This window comes from Patulibacter ginsengiterrae, assembly GCF_056269115.1.
This window is the reverse complement of sequence record NZ_JBWDOG010000010.1, coordinates 1-23,866: the sequence shown is the minus strand read 5'-3', so window position 1 is coordinate 23,866 and position 23,866 is coordinate 1. Positions and strand designations below refer to the sequence as shown.

Genomic DNA, 23,866 nt, shown 5'->3' with positions numbered 1-23,866 from the left:
ACGGTGTCTGTGCGCGAACTCCAGGGGGGGAGTTCCGGGGGATTCTCCGACGTCTGTCTGTACACGACCCAGCGACCGGCGCCGCGCCACCCCTGCGCGCGACCGACGCCCCGATCACGAGCACCGTGATCCGGGGCGTCCCCCCGAACGCCGGACCCAGAAGGAGCAGCCTGAGATGGCCGCAGCACGAAGTCAGACATCCCCCATCCTCCCCCCGACCGCGACCGCGCGACGCCTGCTGGCGTTGGTCGTCCTGGTGCTGGGGATGCTCGGCGGCGGCGCCTCGCTCGCGAGCGCCGCCTTGACCACCGACGTGGCCCTGACCAAGGCCGAGACCGGGACCGCACCATTCGAGACCCCGGACGCCGGCGAGGTCGGCCCCGGGAAGGACAAGGACGCCGGCAACGACCAGGTCCGCTCGTACGACACGATCAAGTACGCCTGGAGCGTCAACGTCAACGAGTCGACCAGCCAGCAGGGCTCGTTCGACAAGGTCACGTTCGTCCAGACCCTGCCCGACGGCCTGACCTGGCGCGCCAACGACGTGCCCGCGTACTGCAAGGGCCCGGGCTGGTCGGTCACGGCTCAGACGCTGACCTGCGTCTACGTCCCCTCCGGCGGCGTCGGCCACACCGGCAGCACCCTCAACTTCGAGCTGATGGCGCAGGCCGACGGCCGCCCCGACGGCTTCGTCGCCACGCCCGACCCGGGCTCGGTCTCGGTCACGGCGAGCAAGGCCGACACGACCTCGGCGCCGTCGAAGACCGAGGCCCCGGCGGTGACGATCCGCTCGGCCCCGTACCTCGACATGGTCAAGGCCTGGCCGAACGCCGAGAAGGTCGCCGCAACCGGCGGCCGCCCGGCCGGCTTCCTGATCGAGTACCCCGTCCAGCTGCGGGTCCCGGCCGACCGCCAGGCGACCTTCGGGCGCCGCGGCATGATCCTGCCGGTCGCCCCCGTCTCCTTCACCGACGACTTCTCGCTGGTCAGCCCGAACGCCGAGTTCGACGCGTGCGAGGACGTCACCTGCGCGACGGTCCCGGGTGAGGCGCAGCAGCGCCGGATCACCTTCACCAGCTTCCGCAGCGACGCGCCGCGGACCGACGGCCTGGTCGCCGAGGGCCGCGTCCGGATCTTCGTGCCGGCCAGCGACGTCCCGGCCGATCCGGGCACGATCGAGACCCGCAACGTGCTGGTCGACCTCGACGCCAAGGCCCCCACGGCCGGCGGCGGGACGACCGCGACCGTCGGCGACCTCGTCGAGAACAACGCGCAGAAGTACCAGCTGATCGCGGTCGGCGGCGAGGGCAACCTCGGCTTCCGCAAGTACTTCCGCAACGCGACCGGCGGCCTGCTGGCGAACCAGTACGACGCCGGTGACGGCAACGCCCAGGTCGTCCCCGGCCAGGTCGTGCTCTCGTCGCTCGACGTCTGGAACGACAACAACACGGCCGAGGTCCCGGACGTCGTGCTCTGCGACGTCTGGGACAACACCCGCGTCAACCTCTCCGCCGACGGCCCCGGCCCGGCGGCCCACGGCGGCAAGCTCGTCTGGCCGGACCAGTCCCTCCAGGACTGGAACGAGGGCAGCGACTACGTCGTCGAGTACGGCGTGCAGGCGACCGCCACCGGTGACGACGAGACGATCTGGGGGACCCTCCGCGGACGCAGCGACTGCTCCGACGCCGGCACCAGCTGGCAGACGACCGCTCCGGCGAACCTGACCACGGTCACCAAGATCCGGGTCACGCTCAAGAAGGCGTTCCCGGCCACGACCTGGGGCGGGACCTTCCGGATCAACATGAAGGTCGCCGCGAACGTCGGCGACGACCAGACGATCGGCAACTTCCTCGGCCACAAGGTCGGGACCGAGGACTGGCGCCTCAGCAAGTACCGGCCGGCGACCCACGGCGACTGGGGCAGCGGTGACCGCCTCCACGTCAACGGCGTGACCGTCGCGCTCGAGAAGCGCGCGATCGAGCCGCTGGCCAGCCCGGTCGGCTCGCCGGTCGCGATCGTCTCCGGCGGTGGCGTCCAGTTCCAGCTCAAGCCGCGGATCACCACCCTCAACGGCGCGCTCGCCGACCAGCGGGCGACCAACGTCGTGATCAAGGACCGGCTGCCGCTGGGGATGACCTACGACGCGTCGAAGCCGAGCGGTCCCGACGGCATGGCGCCGACGGTGACCGTCGACCCCGAGGGGCGTCAGGTCCTGACCTGGAACGTCGGCACGCTGAAGGGCGACGACGACCTCAAGCTGACCTACTGGGTGAAGACCGCCTCGACCAAGATCGGCACGCTCGTCAACGACGCGATCGTCGACAGCACCGAGGACAGCGGCGGACTCTCGGAGTTCCCCACGTCCGGGGCCCGCAACCAGCACTTCTCGCGCCAGACGGTCAACCTCCAGTCGCCCGGCGGCGTGCAGATCTCGAAGAGCACCGACCAGCTGTTCGTCGAGCCGGAGGACGCGCTGCGGTACCAGGTGACCTACGCGAACCTGACGGCCAACCCGGTCGACGGGGTCGACGTGATCGACGTGCTGCCGTTCGTGGGTGACGGCAACGCCGCCGGCGGGACCGTCGGGCGCTCGCCCGCCAGCGCCTTCCACGGCCGTGCGCTGCTGGACCGGATCGAGGTCAGCGACGGCGAGACCGTCCGCTACACCGACGCCGCGCCGACCGCCGTCTTCGCGGTGATCGACCCGAGCCGCACCAACGGCTACGCCCCGCTCCCCGCGGGCAAGCAGTGGTGCGAGGAGAGCGAGCTCGGCGACCCCGGCTGCCCGGCGAAGCTCGAGGACGCGACCGCCTTCCGGGTGACCCGGACGACGGCGCTGCCGACCGGCCAGGACGTGACCGTCAAGGTCCGCCTGCAGCCGCGCGGCAACCGCTCGCAGGACCTCTACTCGAACACCTCGGCGATCCGGTACACCGGGGGCGCGCTCGGCGCGATCTCGAACATCGCCACGATCCGCGTCGTCGCCAGCAGCATCGGCGACTACGTCTGGGAGGACACGAACAAGGACGGGGTCCAGGGCGCCGACGAGCGGCCGCTCGCCAACGTCCTCGTGACGCTCGCGGGGACCGACAAGCACGGCCGCAAGATCGCGCTGCAGACCCGTACCGACAAGGACGGGAAGTACCTGTTCACCAGCTCGACCCAGGACGGGCAGGACGCGGGCGTGCTCGACCTCGTCAGCGGCCAGTACACGGTGACCTTCCACCGCGACGGCCTGCCGACCGGGACGACGTTCACGACCCGCAACTCCGACGGCTCGACGACGGAGAACGACTCCGACGCCGACCAGCAGACCGGCAGCACCCGGGAGTTCACGCTGCCGGATCCGTCGCCGACGGGCCTCGACGGCCAGGACCTGACCTGGGACGCGGGGATCGTCATCGGACCGGGCGATCCGCCCAAGCCGCCGACCCCCGAGCCCCCGACGACCCCGGAGCCGCCCAAGCCCCCGGTCCCGCCGACGCCCGAGCCGCCGCGCGAGCGGACGGTCGAGCCGGCCCTGCTGACGGTCAAGAAGACCTCCAGCCTGCGCACCGTCGCGGCCGGCCGGACGCTGAAGTACCGGCTGACGGTCCACAACGGCGGCAAGGGCGAGGCCGTGAACGTGCGGATCTGCGACGTGCTCCCGCGCGGTCTGACGCTGGTCACCCGCGGCAAGGGCACGCTGCGGGGCGGCAAGCTCTGCTGGACGGTCAAGCGGCTGGCCCCGGGCGCGTCGGTCACGCGCTCGTTCACGGCCCGGATCGACCGCTCGGTCAAGCCGGGCTCGCTGGTCAACCACGCGACGGTCGAGGCGGCCGGCGTCAAGGGCGTCTCCGCCTCGCGCAAGGTCAAGGTCAAGCGCGCGGCGCCGAAGCAGGTCGCCAAGCCGTACGTGACCGGCTGATCGCCTGACCGACCCGTCGTCGCCGGCACGCGCTTCGTGCGTCGTGCCGGTGGCGCGGGTTCCGGGGGCGTGCGCTCGGTGCGGAGCAGCGCGACCACCCTGCCCCCGCGGGGATACCGATCAGTGATCTGTCCAGATTGCTGGTGGCGTACACGGGCGGCGACTAGGGTGCCTCCCGCTATTCGGCTGGGCCTGTGACCTACGGGGCCAGCCGTCCACCCACCGGGGCGGATCTCCCGTTCGTGGCGTGCGTCCCGCAGGTCGGCTCGTGTCGTTGTGACCGCAGGTCATGTGCGGCCGCTCCGGGCACTGCTCGAGGAGCTCTCCCGTGAACCCATCCGTCGTCGTTCGTCGTCGTGCGCTTGCGTCGGCCGTGGCCATCTCCGGCCTGGCCGCGCTTGCGCTCCCGGCCTCCGTCATCGCCGCGCCGATCCCGACGGTCTTCGGCTACACCGGGGCCGAGCAGGTCTACGCGGTTCCGGCGGGCGTTCACCGCGTCCAGGTGACGGCCGTTGGTGCTCCTGGCGGTCTGTCGTCCTACCGGCCGTCGATCCGAACCAGCGTCGGGGCCCTCGTCACGGGCCAGTTCGCGGTGGACCCCGGGCAGCTGCTCTACGTTGCCGTCGGCGGCCAGGGGACGGAGACGGAACCGATCGACGCCGTGTGGGGTTCGCGGCCGGGGGGCTGGAACGGCGGTGGGGCCGGAATGTCCGGGAACGGCGCCTCGGGCTCCGGTGGTGGTGGCGCCAGTGACGTCCGGACGCTCGGGCGGTCCGCCGTCGGCACGCTCGCTGCACGGGAGATCGTTGCCGGCGGTGGCGGTGGCCTCGGCGCGGTGCACGACGGCGACGGCGGGTTCGGCGGGAACGGCGGCGAGGCCGGGGGCGAGGGGGGACCCGGCACCGACCCCACGGCGGTGGGCGGCTACGGTGGCCAGCCGGGAGGCGATGGTGTCGGTGGGGCCGGCGGTCTCGGCCGGGCCGGTACGCCGGGTGCGGGGGGCAGTGCTTCGGGTCAGGACGGGACCGCCGACGCCGGCGGCATCGGCTCCGTCCATCGGACCGCCGGTGGTGGTGGCGGCGGTGGCTACGGCGGTGGTGGTGGCGGCGGCGGTGGCATTCAGGTGGTCAGCAACTCGCAGGGCTCCGGTGGCGGGGGTGGCGGTGGTGGGTCGCTGGTGCCGGAGGGCGGCACGGTCGGTCTGCCACCGATCGGGACCGCCGCCTCGGTGACGATCACGGCAGCGGTTCCGTCGGTCGCTCCGATCAGTCCGGTCAGCTTTGCGGGCACGCAGCCGCAGGGGATCATGGGGCCGGGTCAGACGGTCACGATCGTCAACGACGGCCTGGCGCCGCTGCACGTCGGCGGGCTCGAGTTCGTCACCGGTGATGTCGACGACTTCGCGGTGACCTCCTCGACCTGCGGCGCCGCGGTCGCGCCGGGCGCCAGCTGCCGGGTGGTGGTGCGGTTCGTGCCGCAGGCGCTCGGTGCGCGGGCGAGCAAGCTGGAGGTCCTCTCCGATTCGGCGGATGGGTCGGTCTTCGTGGATCTGAGCGGCACCGGTGGCGAGCTGCCGACCGGGCCGACGGGCGCGACGGGGCAGACCGGTGCGACGGGTGGCATCGGGGCATCGGGGCCGGTCGGTGACACGGGTCCGCTGGGTCCGGTCGGGCCGATCGGCAACACGGGTGCGGTTGGCGCTCCGGGCGCCAAGGGCGACGTCGGTGCGGCGGGTGCTGCGGGCCAGAACGGTGCCAACGGCGCGGCGGGCGCTGCCGGCGCGCAGGGCCCGGCCGGTCCGGCGACGGTCTACGAGTGCCGCAACGTCAAGGCCAAGGGCAAGAAGAAGACGAAGCTCAAGTGCACGGTCGTGGTCAAGACGGCGAAGAACGCGCGGATCTCGGTCTCGGTCACCCGTGGCGGCCGCCTGTACGCGACCGCGACGACGCGGGGGACGGGTCGCTCGCAGCGGGTCGCCCTGCTCCCGACCGGGTCGACCGCGAGCCGCGGCCGCTACGCGATCCGGGTGACCGTGCGGTCGGCGGCGGGCAAGCTGATCGCGCGCTCGACGGGCGCCTACACCGGCTGAGTGGTTGGGGGTGGGTGGGGTCGGCGGGGGCCTTCGCCCGAGCCGGCTTCGCCCCGGCGCCCCCGGCCCCCTCCGGCACGCCCCGGCGTGGCGCCGCCGCCCCGCGCCCCGAATACGTCGCGCGTCGAGCGGGTACGGGCCAACGGTTCTGTCCGTGGCCGCGGTGCCCGGCGATCGACGGTCGCCGTCGGCCACCTCCGACATCCGAGGTGCCCCATGACCGACGAGCAGCGTCCGAAGACGACCACCGACTCAGGGATCCCCGCGCCCAGCGACGAGTTCTCGCTGACCGTCGGGCCCCAGGGGCCGACGGTCCTGCACGACCACTACGTCGTGCAGAAGATGCAGCACTTCAACCGCGAGCGCCCGCCGGAACGGGTCGTCCACGCCAAGGGCGGCGGCGCCCACGGCTTCTTCGAGGTCACCAACGACGTGACCCAGTTCACCCAGGCCGACTTCCTCTCGCAGGTCGGCAAGCGCACGCCGATGTTCGCGCGCTTCTCGACGGTCGCCGGCGAGCAGGGCTACCCCGACACCGTCCGCGACCCCCGCGGCTTCGCGCTGAAGTTCTATACCGACGAGGGCAACTACGACCTGGTCGGCAACAACACGCCGGTCTTCTTCGTCCGCGACACGTCGAAGTTCCAGGACTTCATCCACTCGCAGAAGCGCCTGCCCGACACGGGCCTGCGCTCGAACGACATGCAGTGGGACTTCTGGACGCTCTCGCCGGAGAGCGCGCATCAGGTCGCGATCCTGATGTCCGACCGCGGCACGCCGCGGACCTGGCGCCACATGAACGGCTACGGCAGCCACACGTTCTCGTGGACGAACGCGGGCGGCGAGCGGTTCTGGGTCAAGTTCCACTTCAAGACCGTCCAGGGGCCGAGCACCTTCACCGACGCCGAGGCGAAGGCGATGACCGCCGAGGATCCCGACTTCCACCGTCGCGACCTGTTCGGCGCGATCAAGGCCGGCGACGTGCCGGAGTGGCGGCTCGAGGTCCAGGTGATGCCGTTCGCGGCGGCGGCCGACTACCGCTTCAACCCGTTCGACGTGACCAAGGTCTGGCCGCACGGGGACTACCCGCCGATCGACGTCGGGCGGATGGTGCTCGACCGCAACCCGGCGAACTTCTACGCCGAGGTCGAGCAGGCGGGGTTCTCGCCCGCGAACCTCGTCCCGGGGGTCGGCCTGAGCCCGGACAAGATGCTGATGGGGCGGATCTTCTCCTACCACGACACGCATCTGCACCGGATCGGCGCCAACTACGAGCAGCTGCCGATCAACGCGCCGAAGTCGCCCGTCCACAGCTACAACAAGGACGCGCCGATGGCCTACCGCCACGCCGGCGACCAGCCGGTCTACGCGCCGAACTCGCGCGGCGGGCCGGAGGCCGATCCCGATCGGGCGGCGGACCTCGGCTGGTCGGTCGATGCGGCCGAGGTCGGGCGCTACGCCAACCTCCACCACCGCGAGGACGACGACTTCGGCCAGGCCGGGACGCTGTACCGCGAGGTGATGAGCGACGAGGACCGCCAGCACCTGGTCGGCAACATCGTCACCCACGCCAGCGACGAGGTCCAGCCGGAGACCCAGGCGCGGGTCGTCGCCTACTGGGCGAGCGTCGACGCCGATCTCGGCTCGCGGGTGGCCCGGGGGCTCGGCGTCCAGAGCGACAACGGTCCCGCGCCGGCGGCGGCCTCCGCGATCGTCTCCGAGCACGCCAACCGGGCGTAGGGGCGAGGCGGGTTCGACCGGTTGAGGTTGCGTGCCGTCGAGGTCCTCGACGTCAACCGGTCGTCGGTCGGTCGCGCCCTCGCTTGTCGGCGGCGCCCTTGCTCGTCGGTCGCGCGCTCTCGTTCAGCAGCCGCGCGGGCGCGCGCCGTCGAGGTCGAGCCGTTCGAGCAGCCGCCGCAGCTGCGCCTGCTCCTTCTCGCTGAGCGCGGAGAGCAGCTCGCCGGCCGCCTCCTGGCGGGCCTGGCGCATCTGGCCCAGCCGCTCGTGGCCGCGGGCGGTCAGGTGGACGAGGGTCGAGCGGCGGTCGCTCGGGTCCGGCTGGCGCTCGATCAGCTCGTCGGCCTCGAGCGTGTCGACGAGGGTCGTGACCGTCCGCGGGACGACGTGCATCCGCTCGGCGAGGTCGACCATCCGCAGCGGCTCCCCGCCGCAGGCCGCGAGCGTGCGGAGGGCGCGGGCGGCGGCCGGCGTCAGGCCGAGCGGGGCGAGCATCCGGCGCGACTGGACGTGGATCGCGCGGGCCGCACGCGACAGCAGCTCGCCGAGCGGCGTGGGCTCGGCAGGGGCGTCCACGGGGGCCGGAGGCAAGTCCTGCATGGCCATGATTCTACTAGGTCTCGCACATTATGAGTAGACCTCCGTATCTGCTACGGTACTGAGGACGCCTCATGAAATGACGCCGCGCGCCTCCCTCGGCGCCGAAGCGGCGATTCGCGACAGAGGAGACGCTCGCGATGGACCCGATTTCCCACCTCAGCCCTGATCCCCGCAAGCCGGACGGCTCGCCAGGCGCCGTTGCCAACGGCGATCCCGGTCTCGCGTCCGGACCCGAACCGACCCGTCGCGGACGCGCGGAGAAGCCGAACGACCGGATCGACCTGCGCCGGATCGCGGGCCTCTTCCGGCCCTACCGCGGCCGCGTCGCCGCCGTCGCCGGCCTGATCCTGCTCTCGTCGGTCTTCGCGATCGCGCAGCCGTTCCTGCTCCGCGAGGTCGTCGACGTCGCGCTGCCGGAGCGCGACACCACCCTCCTGACGCTGCTCGTGCTCGGCATGATCGGCGCCGCGATCGTGGGCTCCGGCCTCGACGTCGGCCAGACCTGGCTCTCCAACATCGTCGGCCAGCGGGTCATGCACGACCTGCGGACCGCGGTCTACGACCACCTCCAGCGGCTCTCGCTGGCCTTCTTCACCAAGACCCGCAGCGGCGAGGTCCAGTCGCGGATCGCCAACGATATCGGCGGGATGCAGAGCGTCGTGACCTCGACGGTCACGAGCCTGGTCAGCTCGTTCGCCACGGTGATCGCGACCCTGACGGCGATGATCGTGCTCGACTGGCGGCTGGCGCTGGCGACGCTGATCGTCGTGCCGTTCTTCGTCTGGCTCAGCCGGACGGTCGGCAAGGCCCGCCGCCGGATCGTGACCAAGCGCCAGAAGCGGCTGGCGGACATGTCGGCGATCGTCGAGGAGTCGCTCTCGATCAGCGGGATCGTGCTGACCCGGACGATGGGTCGCTCGCCCGACCTCGTCGCCCGCTTCGCGAAGTCCTCGGACGAGGTCGCCGGGCTCGAGGTCGCCTCGGCGATGGCCGGTCGCTGGCGGATGGCGACGGTCCAGATCGCCTTCGCCGCGATGCCGGCGCTGGTCTACTGGATCGCCGGCTACACCAGTGCCCACGGCGGCGCGTTCGTCACGATCGGGACCCTGGTCGCGTTCACGACGCTCCAGACCCGGCTGCTGATGCCGATGGTGACGCTGCTGCGGCTGGGGGTCGAGGTCCAGACCTCGCTCGCGCTCTTCACCCGCGTCTTCGAGTACCTCGACACCGAGATCGACGTGGTCGAGCCGGCCGCGCCGGTCCGGCTCGATCCGGCCCGGGCGGCCTCGGCGCTGCCGGTCCGCTTCGAGCACGTCTCGTTCGGCTACGACGCGCGCTCCGGCAAGACCCTCGACGACATCGACCTTGAGGTCCCCGCCGGCGGCACGCTGGCGATCGTCGGCGCGACCGGCTCCGGCAAGACCACGCTCGGGTACCTGGTCGCGCGGATGTACGACGTCGACGAGGGCCGGGTGACGATCGACGGGATCGACGTCCGCGACCTCTCCGCCGCCGACCGCGCGGGCCTGGTCGGCGTGGTCGCCCAGGAGACCTACCTGCTGCACAGCTCGGTCGCCGACAACCTCCGCTTCGCGAAGCCGGAGGCGACCGACGAGGAGCTCGTCGAGGCCGCCCGCGCCGCCCAGATCCACGACCTGATCGCGGGTCTGCCCGACGGCTACGAGACCGTGGTCGGCGAGCGCGGCTACCGCTTCTCCGGCGGCGAGAAGCAGCGGCTGGCGATCGCCCGCGCGATGCTCCGCAACCCGCCGGTGCTGGTCCTCGACGAGGCGACCAGCGCGCTCGACACCCGCACCGAGCACGCCGTCCAGCAGGCGCTCGAACGGCTGGCCGAGCACCGCACCACGATCGCGATCGCGCACCGGCTCTCGACCGTCCGCGACGCCGACCGGATCGTCGTCCTCGATCACGGCCGGATCGTCGAGCAGGGCACCCACGACGAGCTGCTCGCGCTCGGCGGCCACTACGCGGCGCTGGTCGATCGCGACGACGAGGACGCCCGGCTCGACCTCGCGGCGTAGCGCCCGGCCCGGCCGGACCGGGCGCTACCGCTGGTGCGGCTTCCGCGTGTGGCGCGCCGGGCCGAGGGGGGTCCGACGCGCCACGACGACGGGGGATCAGGCCCGGGTTGAGCGCCCCGGGCCCGACGTCGTGTGCGTACGACGCCTGGGTCGCCGCTCGTCGCCCGGCAGGAGCAATGAGCGGTAATCACAAGCGTCGTTGCCAGCATAGCGGTGCGCTTCGACGCCGGGTGAGAAGTGCGACAAGCGGTCGCTGAGTGCGCGCGAATCAGGCCTGCTGGTGCTTGCTCTGGGCGGGCGTCGCCGCGACGGTCGGGGGTTGCTTGCCGGATACATGGTGTGTATCGTGCTCTCCGCATTGAGGTAAGCAGTCATGAGCGTTGCGGATCATAGTGGCGATTTCGGGCTGGCCGGCCCGCAGTCGCCGCGTGACGCGCTACGAAGGGGAGAGAGAAGAGATGAGTCCACTGGAGATCGGTGGAGGGCGTGCCCGTGCCGGGCGCGAACGGTCGCGGAGGCGGCCACGGCGTCGGTCGCGATCGGTCGCGATCGGCGTGCTGCTCGGACTCGCCGCGGCGGCGGGGCCGGTGGCCTCGGCGCCCGCTGCTCCGGGCCGCGGCTACGAGATGGTCTCGCCGCAGGACAAGGGCGGCCTGAGCGTGACCCGCCCGGACGGCGGCTCCTACTCGAACGGCAACTCGCAGTACTCGACGTTGGTGCTGCCCGACGGCAACGGGATCTCGTACGTCGCCAGCGGCGCGTTCGGCGACACGGAGTCGTCGACCGGCGTCGGGCAGCCGTACCTGTCGCAGCGCGGCGAGGACGGCTGGACCACCGCCGGGCTGGCGCCGCCGTACAACCCCCCGACCTCGATTCGGCCCGGAATCGTGATGAGCTTCGCGGTCTCGTCCGACGGGACCCGCGGCGTGGTGCAGACGCCGGCGCAGCTGACGCCGGACGCCCCGCGCTGCACGCTGATCGTCTGTCCGCTGCTGCTGTACGTGCGCGACAACGTCCGCCACACGTACCAGCTGGTCAGCCGGTCGCCGGTCGCCGGCGCCGTCTCCGACGCCGAGTTCGGCACGGCCACGCCGACCCTCGACCGGGTCCTCTTCACGACCCGGATGCCGTTGGTCGACGAGGCCCCCGTCGGCGTGCGCAACCTCTACGAATGGATCGACGACGGGAGCCCGGACGGCCAGATCCGACTCGTCGGCCTCGATCCCGACGGGGACCCGCTGGCGGCCGGCTCGGCCCCCGGTGAGGCGATCTCCGGCACCAGCGACAAGATCCACGACCAGAGCCGCTCGCTCTCCGCCGACGGCCGACGGATCTTCTTCAGCTCGGCCGGCCAGCTCTACCTGCGCGAGGACGGGACCCGCACCGTCCAGGTGTCGGCCTCGCAGCGCACGGACTGCGCCGACGGCGGCCCCTGCACCGGCGCACCGGCGCCGGACCCGGCGGGCCCGCAGCCGGCCGTCTACCGGACGGCCGACGGGGAGCACGGATCGGCGGTCTTCTTCCTCAGCGAGGAGCAGCTCACCGACGACGCGCGGGCGACCCCGGGCGAGCCGGACCTCTACCGCTACGACGTCACCACCGGCAAGCTGGCCGACGTCACGGCGACGGCGGGCACGGCGGCGAACGTGCAGGGCCTGCTCGGCGCGAGTCGCGACGCCCGCACGCTCTACTTCGCGGCCACGGCTCAGCTGGTCAGCGGCGAGGGCACGGTCGGCGAGCAGAACGTCTACCGCTGGCACGACGGCGGCAGCCCCCGCGGAACCGTGAGCTTCGTGGCGACGGTCGGCGCCGCCGACGCCGACGGCAACTGGGGCGGCAGCGTGCCGCCGCAACGGGTCTCGGACGACGGGCGCTACCTGGCGCTGCTCTCGCGCGTCCCGCTCGCTGACGAGCAGACCAACGGGACGGCCCAGGCCTACCGCTACGACGCCGAGCGGGGCGGAGCCCCGGAGTGCGTCTCGTGCACCGCGGCGCCCGGCGGCTCGACCACCGACGCCTCGTTCCGCTTGGGCATGCGCAACGAGGCGTCGCGGGTCGTCTCCGACGACGGCCGGGTGGCGTTCCAGACCGAGGAGGCGCTGCGGCCGGAGGACACCAACGAGGCGCTCGACGTCTACCTCTTCGAGGAGGGCGCGGCGCAGCTGGTCTCGAGCGGAGCCAGCCCCGACCTCTCCGTCTACCTGGGGATGGATCCCGGCGGCCAGAACGTCTTCTTCGCCACCCGCGAGCAGCTCGTGGCCCAGGACGTCGACGATCTGGCGGACGTCTACGTGGCGCGGATCGGCGGCGGCTTCCCCGCCCCGGAGCCGGTCGTCCCCTGCGCCGGCGACACCTGCCGGGGGCGCCCGGCCGACCCGCTCGAGTCCCGCCCGCTGCCGAGCGGATTCGTCGGCGGACCCGGGAACGTGGTGGCGCCGCCCGATCCGCCGGCCGTGACCGCGACGAGCTTCCGGGTCGCGGCGATCAGCGCGAGCCAGCGGCGGGCCTGGGGGCGTGACGGACGATTGAAGCTCAGCGTCCGGTCGTCCGGCGCCGGCACGGTCGAGGCGACCGCGCGGGCCCGGGTCGGGAAGCGAACGACGACGGTCGCGACCGCCAAGGCGACCGCGAAGGGCGCCGGGACGGTCCACCTGAGCCTGCGGTTGAGCCGCGGCGCGCGGACCCAGCTGCAGCGCCACGGCCGGCTGCGCGTGACGCTGACGGTCTCCCACTCGAAGGTGAAGGCGAGCAAGCGCCTGTCGCTGAGCTTGCGCCCGGCGGCCAGGCCGACCAGCACGAAGGCGAGCCGGAGTGGCTCGTCGAAGGGCCAGCGGTGAGCGCGGCCATGAGCACGACGAGGACCACGACGATGACCAACCACCAGCTCAGCGGCCGGCGACGTCCCGGCCTGCTCGGCCTGCTGCTCGGCCTGGCCCTGCTCGTCACGCTGGTCGGGGCCTCCGCCGCCGCGGCGGCGTCGGACGGCCTGCGGATCGCCAGCGCCGGCGGCAAGGTCGCCGCCAACGCGGCCGGCGACCCGGGCACCCAGGCCGGCAGCCACCCGTTCTCGATCGGGACCCGGTTCTCGTTCGAGCGGACAGAGATCCCCAACCCGAGCCGGCCGACCCAGCCGTACCCGATCCCCACGGGCAACGTCAAGGACGTCAGCGTCGACCTGCCGTCCGGGATGGTCGGCAACCCGACCGCCGTGCCCGAGTGCCGGGCGTCCGACTTCGAGGACGGCACCGGCGGCACCTGCAGCGACGACGCGCAGGTCGGCTACGCCAAGGTCACCTTCCTCGGCCTCGGCGGGAAGGCGATCGACCAGTACTTCCGGATCTACAACCTGGTCCCGCTGCCCGGGCAGCCAGCGCGCTTCGGCAGCCGACTCGAGGGAGCCGGCGCGGCGGCGGTGCTGCTGCTGGGCGCCAAGGTCCGGACCGGTGGCGACTACGGGCTGACCATCGACTCGACCAACATCGAGAGCATGATCCCGGTGCTCGACGTCGAGGTCTCCTTCTGGGGCGTTCCGGCGTCGGCCGAGCACGACGGCTGGCGCGGCAGCTGCCTCAATCGCGACCGCGGACCGGTGGCGGACTGCGCGAGGTCCGCGTCGGTTCCCGAGCGTCCGTTCCTGACGACTCCGACCGACTGCTCGGCCGGCCCGCTCACGACGACGATCCGCGCCAACTCGTGGGAGACGCCGAACGTCTTCCAGACCGCCAGCTTCGACCACGACCTCGACGGCGTCCCGATGGCCGTCGAGGGCTGCGACGAGCTGACCTTCGCGCCGGCGATCGACGTCCAACCGAGCGAGCGGCGCGCGGGCGTGCCGACCGGGCTCGATGTCGATCTCGACGTACCCCAGAACGACGATCCGGCGCAACTCGCCACGCCGAGCCTGAAGCAGGCGATCGTGACCCTCCCCGAGGGGATGGCCGTCTCGCCGTCGTCGGCCGACGGGCTCGAGGCCTGCGCGCCGGCCCAGATCGGGCTCGACGACGCCGATCCGGTCCGCTGCCCCGATGCGTCGAAGATCGGTCGGGTCACGATCGACACCCCGCTGCTGGCGGAGCCGCTGAAGGGCTCGATCTTCCTCGCGGCGCAGAACGACAACCCGTTCCGCTCGCTGCTGGCGACCTACGTCGTGGCTGAGGGCTCGGGCGTCCTGGTCAAGCTCGCCGGGCGGATCGATCCCGACCCGGTCACCGGCCAGCTGAAGGCGACCTTCGACGACAACCCGCAGCTGCCGTTCAGCCACATGAAGCTGTCCTTCTTCGACGGGCCGCGCGCGGCGCTGGTCAACCCGCCGACCTGCGGCGACAAGACGACGACGTCGCAGCTGACGTCGTTCGGCGGCCAGGTCGCGCGTCCGTCGAGCACCTTCACGGTCGACCAGGAGTGCCCGACCGGGCAGTTCGCGCCGACCTTCACCGCGGGCACCAGCAACCCGCTGGCGGCCGGCTTCTCGCCGTTCGAGATGACCGTCGCCCGGACCGACGCGGACCAGGATCTCTCCGTGCTCAGGCTCGACCTGCCGTCGGGTCTGCTCGGCGCGCTCGGCTCGGTGCCGCTCTGCGGTGAGGCCGATGCGGCCGCCGGAAGCTGCGCGGCGAGCGCGCGGGTCGGGTCGACGACGGCGGCGGTCGGCGCGGGCGAGCGCCCGTTCCGGCTGCCGGGCCAGGTCTACCTGGCCGGCCCCTACAAGGGGGCGCCGTTCTCGCTCTCGATCGTCGTCCCGGCCAAGGCCGGCCCGCTCGACCTCGGTCTGGTGGTGGTGCGCGCCGCGCTGTTCGTGAACGCCAACGAGGCCAAGGCGACGGCGGTCTCCGATCCGCTGCCGACGATCCTTCAGGGGATCCCGCTGCGGTACCGCTCGATCGGCATCAGCCTCGACCGCCCCGGGTTCACGTTCAACGCGAGCTCGTGCGCGGCGACCGAGGTCGCGGCCACGTTCGGGTCGGTCGCAGGAACGGCCGCCGCGGCCCGCTCGCCGTACCAGCCGCAGGGCTGCGCCGGCCTGAAGCTCGAGCCGCAGCTGGCGCTCGAGTACACCGGCAAGAGCGAGCTGCGGACCGGGCGTCACCCGGGGATCGAGGCCCGCCTGGGCTCGTCGTTCGGGCAGGCCAACCTGAAGGCGGTCCAGGTCACGCTGCCACTGACCGCGTCGCTCGACCCGGACAACGCCCAGGCCCTCTGCGAGGCGGCGGACGCCGCCGCTGGCCACTGCCCGGAGGCGGCGCGGATCGGCTGGGCGTCGGCGACCACGCCGGCCCTGCACGTGCCCGTCCAGGGGCCGGTCTACTTCGTCAAGGGGACCCGGATCGGCGCCAACGGGAAGACGATCCCGACGCTGCCGAAGCTCTACCTGAAGCTCTCGGGGGAGGGGGTGGCGGTCGACCTCCACGCCGACTCCGACGTCGACGCGAGGAAGCGCCTGGTGACCACGTTCGGGCGGATCCCGGACGTGCCGATCGACGACTTCCGGCTGCGGATCAACAGCGGCAAGCACGGGATCATCAAGGCGACCGACGACGTCTGCGGTGCCGACAAGGGCACGACGGTCGTGTTCACCGGCCACAACGGCGCCCGCACGACCCGCAAGCTGGCCGTGGCGGCGCCGGCCTGTCGGACGCAGGTGCTCTCGAGCTCGGCCGCGGGCGGGAAGCTGCGGGTCCGGGTCGGCGGGATCGGCCCGGGCAAGCTGACCGTGAGCGGGTCGGGGATCGCTTCCGCCTCGCGCATGATCAAGCGCGCCGACGCGGCGACGGTCGCCGCGACGATCCGGCCCCAGGCTCGCCGTGCGCTGCGCGCGGGCCGGACGGTCAAGCTCGCGGTCCGGGTCCGGTTCGTCCCGAAGGCGGGCAAGCCGGTGACGGTGACCAAGACGATCACCGTCAAGGGCAAGCAGCGCTGAGCCGTGCGCGCCCGTCCGCTGGGGCGGGCGGGCGCGGATCTTCGCCGCTGGTCGTCGGCCGCACCCTCGAGCCCACGCGGGGGGCCTAGCGGTCGGCGACCACCGCGTCGCCGACCGTCGAGGCGCGGACCAGCAGGTCGGTCGGGACGATCGTCGTGTCGCCCTCGCCGTGGGGCTCGTCGATCGCCCGCAGCAGCCGTTGGACGGCGCGCACGCCGAGCTCGTGGCCGCGGTCGTCGAGCGTGGTGATCGGGGGCGTCGCGTGGCGGGCGAGCTCGGTGTCGGAGCAGGTGGCGATCCGGATGTCGTCGGGCACCGTCAGCCCGCGCGCCTGGGCCGCCCGCTGCGCGGCCTCGGCCAGCTGGTCGACCGTGCCGTAGATCGCGTCGGGGCTGGCGCCGGAGGCGAACAGCTGCTCGGCGGCGTGCTCGGCGTCCTCGCGGCCCTCCGAGCGGGACATCCGGACGACCGGCTCGACGTCGTGCTCGCGGCACCAGCGGCGGTAGCCGTTGATCGAGTCCTGCTGGAACGAGTCGGGCGGGTCGCAGGCGATCAGCGCCGGGCGGCGGGCACCGTTGGCGGCGAGGTGGTCGAGGACCTCGCCGGCGCCGGCGGCGAAGTCGCTGTCGATCACCGGGAAGCGGCCCTCGCGGGGGCCGAGCGGGCGGCCGATCGTGACGATCGGGATCTCCCGCCGCCCGAGCTCCTCGATCAGCGGATCGTGGGCGACCGGATCGACGACGAGCACGCCGTCGACCGCGAGCCGCTCGAGCCCGACCGGATCGGCGGGTACCACGACCAGCGCGTAGTCGTGCTCGAGCGCGGTCGCGACCGCCGCCCCGACCAGGTGGAAGTAGTACTCGACCGCGCCGACCAGCATCGGCATCGGGCGGATCCCCGGCATCGTCAGCGCGAGTACCCGGGAGCGGCCATCCCGCAGCGAGCGGGCGAAGGGGTTCGCCCGGTAGCCGAGCGTGGCGGCGGTCCGCTTGACGTGCTCGCGGGTGTCGGCGGCGACCCGGCCGGTGTCCCGGAGCGCCATCGACGCCGTGGCCACCGAGACGCCTGCGGCGGCAGCGACGTCCTTGATCGTCGGCCGCGTCTGCATTCGACTTGAGGATAGACCCGCCGTTGCTATAACGTTTCAACACCCGGCGTAGTCCGCCGGTGTGACCGGAGGAGCAGTACCCCTATGGGCTCGAAGTCCTGGTGTTCTCGTGGTGTCCTCGTCGCGGCGCTGGTCGTCGCGACACCAACCGTGGCCGACGCCGCCCAGCCAGCGGACACGGTCCTCCGGCACGGCAAGGTGATGACCGTGGACGCGAACGACCGCGTCGCCGAGGCGGTCGCGATCCGCAAGGGCCGGATCGTCTTCGTCGGCAGCGACGCCGGCGCCAAGGCGTTCGTCGGCAAGCGCACGAAGGTCGTCGACCTCGAAGGCAAGACGGCGATGCCGGGCCTGATCGACGGCCACAGCCACCCGCTCGCCGGCGGCGACATCCTCGACGACTGCGACCTCGGCAACGGCGAGGGCACGATCGCCGACATGCAGAAGATGATCCGGGCCTGCGACGCCGCGACCCCGGCCAAGGACGAGAACGACTGGCTCCAGGTCTCGAACTGGAACCCGGCCGGGATGAAGCCGACCGGCACCGTCGTCTCGCGCGCCGACCTCGACGCGATCTCGACGACCCGGCCGATCATCGTCTCGGGCTCCGACGGCCACAACAGCTGGGTCAACTCGCGCGCGCTGGCGATCGCCGGGATCACCACCGCGACGCCGAACCCGCCCGACGGCGAGATCGTCCGCGACCCCGACGGCAGCGCCCGCGGCCTGCTCAAGGACGGCGCCTCCGGTCTGGTCGAGAGCAAGATCCCGGCGAAGCCGGTCGCCGAGGTGCTCGCCGACGCCCGTCGCGGCCAGCAGGCGCTGAACGCCACCGGCGTCACCACCGCCGTCGACGCCTCGGCGGGGGAGAACGCGCTCAAGACCTGGCGCACGCTGGCCACGCGCCGCGACCTGACGCTGCGGCTGTCGTCGTTCGTGCGCGTCAACAACGACCAGACGCCGGCCCAGGCGTGGAAGTACGCCACCGACCTGAAGAAGCGCTACTCGGTCCCCGGCTCGACGGTCGACGGGATCAAGCTCTTCCTCGACGGCGTGATCGAGCACCCGGCCCAGACGGCGGCGCTGCTGGCGCCCTACCTGGAGCAGAAGGACGGGCGCTGGGCTCCGGGCGACAACCGCGGCGACCTCTACTTCAAGCCGGCGGCGCTGAACGCGGTGGTCACCAAGTTCGACGCCAAGGGCTGGCGGATCCACATGCACGCGATCGGCGACGGTGCCGTCCGCGAAGGGCTCGACGCGGTCGCCGCCGCGCGCCGCGCCAATCGCTCCAAGCCGAGCAGGCTGAACGCGACGATCGCCCACCTGCAGCTGGTCGATCCCGCCGACTACGCGCGCTTCCGCAAGCTCGGCGTGTTCGCGTCGATGCAGCTCCAGTGGGCCGGGCTCGACGTCTGGACCGACGAGGCCCTGAAGCCGTACCTCGGCAAGCAGCGCCAGGCCCGGATGTATCCGGCGGCGAGCCTGGTCCGCGCCGGCGCGCCGTTCGCCCAGGGCAGCGACTGGCCGGTCGACGCGCTCAACCCCTGGCTCGAGCTGCAGGTCGCCAACACCCGCACGCTGGTCGCCAAGCGCGGCCCGCTCAACCGCAACCAGAGCATCCCGCTGAAGACGTCGATCCGGGCGCACACGATGGGCTCGGCCCGCCAGCTCGGGATCCAGCGCGAGACCGGCTCGCTCGAGGTCGGCAAGTCGGCCGACGTGATCGTGCTCGACCGCGACCTGCTGCGGACCAAGCCGACCGCGGTCGCCGCGACCCAGGTCCGCCGGACGTACCTCCGGGGCCGCCAGGTCTACGTCGACTCGAAGGCCGGCCGCGCGCTCACGCGCGTCGCCCACGAGCGGCACGAGGTCAACGGTCGCTCGCACGACCACGACCGCGAGCAGGGCTGATTGCGGAGGGGGCGGGGCCGCTGAGGGGACCTGAGTCCCCTGTCGTACGCACGCCCAGGAACGAGGGTCGTGCGCGTCGGCCCCGGGCGGGCCGCGGGCGGCCCCCGTCGGCGGCGGGCGCGGCTCGTCACGAGGGGGAGCTCTTCCTGGGCGTGATGGGCCGACCTCATCGTCGATGGGGTCGGCCCATCACCAGCGGAGCACGCGCCGATATCCAGAGACAGCCGGCGGTTGTGTGCGGCTCGTCGCCGCCGGGTTGTTAGGCTTTAGGCCGGACCGTCCTACCGGCGGTAAGAACGCACCGGAGATCTCCATGCCCGCCAGCACCCGCCGCGTCGCCATCCTCGGCGGCAACCGGATCCCGTTCGCACGCTCGAACGGCCCCTACGCCCAGGCGTCCAACAGCGACATGCTCGCCGCCGCACTCGACGGCCTGATCGATCGCTTCGGCCTCGCCGGTGAGCAGGTCGGCGAGGTCGCCGCCGGCGCCGTCCTCAAGCACAGCCGCGACTTCAACATGGTCCGCGAGGTCGTGCTCGGCAGCCGCCTGGCGAACACGACCCCCGCCGTCGACCTCCAGCAGGCCTGCGGCACCGGGCTCCAGGCGACGATCTACATCGCCAACAAGATCGCCCTCGGGCAGATCGACGTCGGCATCTCCGGCGGGGTCGACACGACCTCCGACGCGCCGCTGGCCGTCAGCGACAAGCTCCGCAAGAAGCTCGTCAACGTCAACACCAAGAAGAGCAACGCCGACCGGATCAAGGCGCTGCTCCAGATCCGTCCGGGCGACATCGGCCTCGACATCCCCAAGAACGGCGAGCCGCGGACCGGCCTGTCGATGGGCGAGCACCAGGCGATCACCGCCAAGGAGTGGGGGATCACCCGCGAGGCCCAGGACGAGCTGACGGCCGCCAGCCATCAGCACCTCGCCGCCGCCTACGACCGGGGCTTCCTCGACGACCTGATCACGCCCTACCTCGGCGTCGAGCGCGATCAGAACCTCCGTCCCGGCTCGACGGTCGAGAAGCTGGCCAAGCTCAAGCCCGTCTTCGGTGGTCCCGAGGGCACGATGACCGCCGGCAACTCGACCCCGCTCTCCGACGGCGCCTCGACGGTGCTGCTGGCCAGCGAGGAGTGGGCCAAGGCCCACGACCTGCCGATCCTGGCCTACTTCACCGACGCGCAGACCGCGGCCGTCGGCTACGTGGAGGGCGAGGAGGGCCTGCTGATGGCCCCGGCCTACGCCGTCCCGCAGCTGCTCGACCGCAACGGCCTGACCTTCGCCGACTTCGACTTCTTCGAGATCCACGAGGCGTTCGCGGCCCAGGTGCTCTCGACGCTGAAGGCGTGGGAGGACCCGGTCTTCAACGAGAAGAAGCTCGGCCGCAGCAAGCCGCCGCTCGGCAAGATCGACCGCAGCAAGCTCAACGTCAACGGCGGCTCGCTCGCCGCCGCGCACCCGTTCGCGGCGACCGGCGGCCGGATCGTCGCCAGCCTCGCCAAGGCGCTGGACGAGAAGGGCGGCGGACGCGGCCTGATCTCGATCTGCGCCGCCGGCGGCGTCGGCGTCGTCGCGATCGTCGAGCGCTGAGCCGGCTCGGCTCCGTCGCGAGCGTGTCCACGGCCTCCGCCGTCGTGAGCACGAGCGCCACGGGCCGATCCCGCCCGGGGCCGGAGCGCCCCGGGCACCCGCAGCATCCGCCGCGCCCGGCTTCCGGTCAGGCGCGGCGGGCCCGCAGGACCGAGCACCGCAGGACCTGAAGCACCGTCACCCGTCGCCCCGCCCCTGAGGAACCCCATGTCTGACCGCTACCAGAAGTTCGTCAACGGCCCGATCGGGCGCCAGATCGCCCCCCGCCTGGGTCTGCCCCAGCCGCCGGTGCTCAAGCGCTACGCGCCGGGCCAGGCCGTCGTCGACGGCGCGGTCCTGCTCGGCCAGGCACCGGGCGGGCGGCTCGCCGCCCCCGTCGCGAAGGTCCTGGCCACGGTCGGCGCGGAGACCTGGACGACCGAGGCGGGCGACCTTCGCAGCGTCGCCACCGAGGCCGGCCTGACCCCCAAGATCTGGGCCGCCGGAGCGGGCGGGGACCAGAGGTTCCAGGCGCTCGTCTTCGACGCGACCGGGATCAAGGACGCCGCCGGCCTCGCCGCCGTCCACGAGTTCTTCAAGCCGGTCGCCCGCAAGGTCCGCTCCAGCGGCCGCGTGATCGTGCTCGGCACCAACCCGGAGCTCGTCGCCGGGTCCGAGCGGATCGCCCAGCGCGCGCTCGAGGGCTTCACCCGCTCGTTCGGCAAGGAGATCGGCCGCGGCTCGACCGTCCAGCTCGTCTACGTCGCCCCCGGCGCCGAGGACCAGCTCGAGTCGACGCTGCGGTTCTTCCTCTCGCCGAAGTCGGCGTTCGTCTCCGGCCAGGTCGTGCGGGTCGGCACCAGCAAGCGCAAGCCCGAGGTCAACTGGACCGAGCCGCTGAAGGGCAAGGTCGCGCTGGTGACCGGCGCCTCGCGCGGGATCGGCGAGGCGATCGCGGAGACGCTCGCCCGCGACGGCGCGCACGTCGTCGGCCTCGACATCGAGCCGCTGGCCGACGACCTCAAGAAGGTCATGGACCGGATCGGCGGCAGCGCGATCACCTTCGACGTGACCGCCGACGACGCCCCGGCCCAGCTCGCCGCGCAGCTGAAGAAGGATCACAAGGGCGTCGACATCGTCGTCCACAACGCCGGCATCACCCGCGACAAGCTGCTGGCGAACATGAAGCCCGAGGTCTGGGCCCAGGTGATCGCCGTCAACCTCGAGGCCCCGGAGCGGATCACCCGCGAGCTGCTGGCCAAGAAGGTCCTGCGCCAGGACGGCCGGATCATCGGCGTCGCCTCGATCGCCGGGATCGCGGGCAACCGCGGCCAGACCAACTACGGCGCCTCGAAGGCCGGCGTGATCGGCTTCGTCGACAGCCTCGCCGACGAGGTCGCCGCCAAGGACATCACGATCAACGCGGTCGCCCCGGGCTTCATCGAGACCCAGATGACCGCCGCGATCCCGCTGACGATCCGCGAGGCCGGCCGGCGGATGTCGTCGCTCGGCCAGGGCGGCCAGCCGGTCGACGTCGCCGAGACGATCGCCTGGTACGCCAGCAGCGGCTCGACCGGTGTCAACGGCAACGTGGTCCGCGTCTGCGGCCAGAGCCTGATCGGGGCCTAGGACCATGGCCACCCGCACGCTCTCCTCGCCGCCCGGCACGCTCGGGCTCTACGGCCGCGCCGCGCTGCCGATGATCCCCGGCGCCTCGCGGCTGTCGTTCGTGGCCGGGTCGGCGAAGACCCTCCCGGACCTGACGCTGACGCTGCCCGAGGTGCGCGTCGACATGGCCAAGCTGCGGGCCTACGCCGACGTCTGCGGCTTCACGCTCCGCAACGACCTGCCGGTGACGTTCCCGTTCGTGCTCGGCTTCCCGCTGCACATGGCGCTGATGACCGACGGGAGCTTCCCGTTCCCGGCGATCGGGCTCGTCCACATGCACAACCGGATCGTCCAGCACCGGCCGATCTCGATCGCGGAGACGCTCTCGGTCGCGGTCCGCGCCGACAACCTGCAGCCGCACCCGAAGGGCCGCACCTTCGAGCTGACGACGACGGTGCGGGCCGGCGACGAGCTGGTCTGGGAGGACATCGCCACGATCTTCCGGGCGGGTGGCGGGAAGGGTGAATCCCCCGCCGGCAGCGAGGACCCGACCGCGGGCGTCGCCGACCTCAGGATCGCCCCGACCGACGAGTGGCGGCTGAAGGGCGACCTCGGTCGTCGCTACGGCTTCGTCGCCGGTGACGTCAACCCGATCCACCTGCACCCGCTCAGCGCCAAGCTGTTCGGCTTCCCGCGGGCGATCGCCCACGGCATGTGGACGAAGGCCCGCTCGCTGGCCGCGCTCCAGAACCAGCTGCCGGACGCCTACGCGGTCGACGTCCGCTTCCAGCGCCCGGTCCTGCTGCCGACCACGGTCGGCTTCGGCAGCGTCGAGACCGAGGGTGGCGGGCTGGCCTTCGTGCTCCAGGACAAGACCAAGGGCACGCCGCACCTGCGCGGGGTCGTGACCCCGGCCTGAGGTTGGCGACCTGGGGTTGGCGGCCTGGGGTTGGCGACCTGGGGTTGGCGCCTGGGGCCCCGGCCTGAGGCTGACGGCTTGAGGTCGGCGGGGGCCCGGCCGGCGGCGGCGAGGTCGCCGCCGGGGTGGGGGCCCGTTGGGCGGGGCGGCCGGGGGACGCTGGACCCCGAGGCCCCGTCCGGTCGCGGGGGCAGGTTCGCGCCTGCGTTCTCCTTGAGGTTTGCCACCTATGCGGTGGTCAACCTCAGGGAGAACGCCCCGGCCCCGTCTTGACGGCCCCGCCCGTCCGGTCGCGGGGGGCGGGTCCGCGCCTGCGTTCTCCTTGAGGTTTGCCACCCATACGGTGGTCAACCTCAACGAGAACGCCCCGCCCGTCCGGTCGCGGGGGGCGGGTCCGCGCCTGCGTTCTCCTTGAGGTTTGCCACCCATACGGTGGTCAACCTCAACGAGAACGC

12 protein-coding genes are annotated in these 23,866 nt (G+C 72.6%); 10 read left to right on the top strand and 2 right to left on the bottom strand.

Translation table 11 applies throughout. The annotated features are described in order from the left end of the window. Positions 1 to 175 precede the first annotated feature (175 nt). The 3 genes from ACVUH9_RS14070 (at position 176) to ACVUH9_RS14060 (ending at position 7,736) form a co-directional block, all read left to right on the top strand. The gene (locus ACVUH9_RS14070; protein WP_475757941.1) at positions 176 to 3,907 is read left to right on the top strand and encodes an SdrD B-like domain-containing protein; all 3,732 of its coding nucleotides are present in this window, start codon (positions 176 to 178) and stop codon (positions 3,905 to 3,907) included. A gap of 328 nt (positions 3,908 to 4,235) precedes the next feature. Beyond that, entirely contained in the window at positions 4,236 to 5,996 is a 1,761-nt protein-coding gene (locus tag ACVUH9_RS14065; RefSeq protein ID WP_475757940.1) for a choice-of-anchor D domain-containing protein, read from the top strand. 216 nt (positions 5,997 to 6,212) lie between these two features. After that, the gene (locus tag ACVUH9_RS14060; protein ID WP_475757938.1) at positions 6,213 to 7,736 is read left to right on the top strand and encodes a catalase; all 1,524 of its coding nucleotides are present in this window, start codon (positions 6,213 to 6,215) and stop codon (positions 7,734 to 7,736) included. Between the two features lie 123 nt (positions 7,737 to 7,859). On the opposite strand, the gene ACVUH9_RS14055 is transcribed toward ACVUH9_RS14060, so the two are convergent. Further along, the gene (locus ACVUH9_RS14055) at positions 7,860 to 8,333 is read right to left on the bottom strand and encodes a MarR family winged helix-turn-helix transcriptional regulator (protein ID WP_475757936.1); all 474 of its coding nucleotides are present in this window, start codon (positions 8,331 to 8,333) and stop codon (positions 7,860 to 7,862) included. Between the two features lie 137 nt (positions 8,334 to 8,470). Here ACVUH9_RS14055 and ACVUH9_RS14050 point away from each other — a divergent pair, with 137 nt between their 5' ends. From ACVUH9_RS14050 to ACVUH9_RS14040, 3 genes are all read left to right on the top strand, one after another. Then, on the top strand, positions 8,471 to 10,375 hold the full coding sequence (locus ACVUH9_RS14050) for an ABC transporter ATP-binding protein (protein ID WP_475757934.1): 1,905 nt from the start codon (positions 8,471 to 8,473) through the stop codon (positions 10,373 to 10,375). 554 nt (positions 10,376 to 10,929) lie between these two features. After that, positions 10,930 to 13,212 (top strand): TolB-like translocation protein, encoded by a 2,283-nt coding sequence (locus ACVUH9_RS14045; protein WP_475757932.1) that lies wholly within the window; start codon positions 10,930 to 10,932, stop codon positions 13,210 to 13,212. An 8-nt stretch (positions 13,213 to 13,220) separates the two neighbouring features. Further along, positions 13,221 to 16,292: a hypothetical protein gene (locus tag ACVUH9_RS14040; RefSeq protein WP_475757930.1), complete on the top strand. Its 3,072-nt coding sequence runs from the start codon at positions 13,221 to 13,223 to the stop codon at positions 16,290 to 16,292. 85 nt (positions 16,293 to 16,377) lie between these two features. On the opposite strand, the gene ACVUH9_RS14035 is transcribed toward ACVUH9_RS14040, so the two are convergent. Then, entirely contained in the window at positions 16,378 to 17,400 is a 1,023-nt protein-coding gene (locus tag ACVUH9_RS14035) for a LacI family DNA-binding transcriptional regulator (protein ID WP_475757928.1), read from the bottom strand. Between the two features lie 84 nt (positions 17,401 to 17,484). Here ACVUH9_RS14035 and ACVUH9_RS14030 point away from each other — a divergent pair, with 84 nt between their 5' ends. From ACVUH9_RS14030 to ACVUH9_RS14015, 4 genes are all read left to right on the top strand, one after another. Continuing rightward, positions 17,485 to 19,311: an amidohydrolase gene (locus ACVUH9_RS14030; protein WP_475757926.1), complete on the top strand. Its 1,827-nt coding sequence runs from the start codon at positions 17,485 to 17,487 to the stop codon at positions 19,309 to 19,311. Between the two features lie 313 nt (positions 19,312 to 19,624). Further along, positions 19,625 to 20,905, top strand: coding sequence for an acetyl-CoA C-acetyltransferase (locus ACVUH9_RS14025; protein WP_475757924.1), 1,281 nt, complete (start codon positions 19,625 to 19,627; stop codon positions 20,903 to 20,905). Between the two features lie 207 nt (positions 20,906 to 21,112). Further along, positions 21,113 to 22,513, top strand: coding sequence for a 3-oxoacyl-ACP reductase (locus tag ACVUH9_RS14020; RefSeq protein WP_475757922.1), 1,401 nt, complete (start codon positions 21,113 to 21,115; stop codon positions 22,511 to 22,513). A 4-nt stretch (positions 22,514 to 22,517) separates the two neighbouring features. Next, a complete protein-coding gene (locus tag ACVUH9_RS14015; protein ID WP_475757920.1) occupies positions 22,518 to 23,411 on the top strand; it encodes a MaoC/PaaZ C-terminal domain-containing protein in 894 nt (297 codons plus the stop codon). Positions 23,412 to 23,866 lie beyond the last annotated feature (455 nt).

Bases quoted from the DNA above. Each gene is read 5' to 3' on its own strand.
- ACVUH9_RS14040 (WP_475757930.1), top strand. From the start codon at position 13,221: ATGAGCACGACGAGGACCACGACGATGACCAACCACCAGCTCAGCGGC.
- ACVUH9_RS14035 (WP_475757928.1), bottom strand. From the start codon at position 17,400: ATGCAGACGCGGCCGACGATCAAGGACGTCGCTGCCGCCGCAGGCGTC.
- ACVUH9_RS14015 (WP_475757920.1), top strand. From the start codon at position 22,518: ATGGCCACCCGCACGCTCTCCTCGCCGCCCGGCACGCTCGGGCTCTAC.
- ACVUH9_RS14050 (WP_475757934.1), top strand. From the start codon at position 8,471: ATGGACCCGATTTCCCACCTCAGCCCTGATCCCCGCAAGCCGGACGGC.
- ACVUH9_RS14025 (WP_475757924.1), top strand. From the start codon at position 19,625: ATGCCCGCCAGCACCCGCCGCGTCGCCATCCTCGGCGGCAACCGGATC.
- ACVUH9_RS14055 (WP_475757936.1), bottom strand. From the start codon at position 8,333: ATGCAGGACTTGCCTCCGGCCCCCGTGGACGCCCCTGCCGAGCCCACG.
- ACVUH9_RS14030 (WP_475757926.1), top strand. From the start codon at position 17,485: ATGGGCTCGAAGTCCTGGTGTTCTCGTGGTGTCCTCGTCGCGGCGCTG.
- ACVUH9_RS14070 (WP_475757941.1), top strand. From the start codon at position 176: ATGGCCGCAGCACGAAGTCAGACATCCCCCATCCTCCCCCCGACCGCG.
- ACVUH9_RS14060 (WP_475757938.1), top strand. From the start codon at position 6,213: ATGACCGACGAGCAGCGTCCGAAGACGACCACCGACTCAGGGATCCCC.
- ACVUH9_RS14020 (WP_475757922.1), top strand. From the start codon at position 21,113: ATGTCTGACCGCTACCAGAAGTTCGTCAACGGCCCGATCGGGCGCCAG.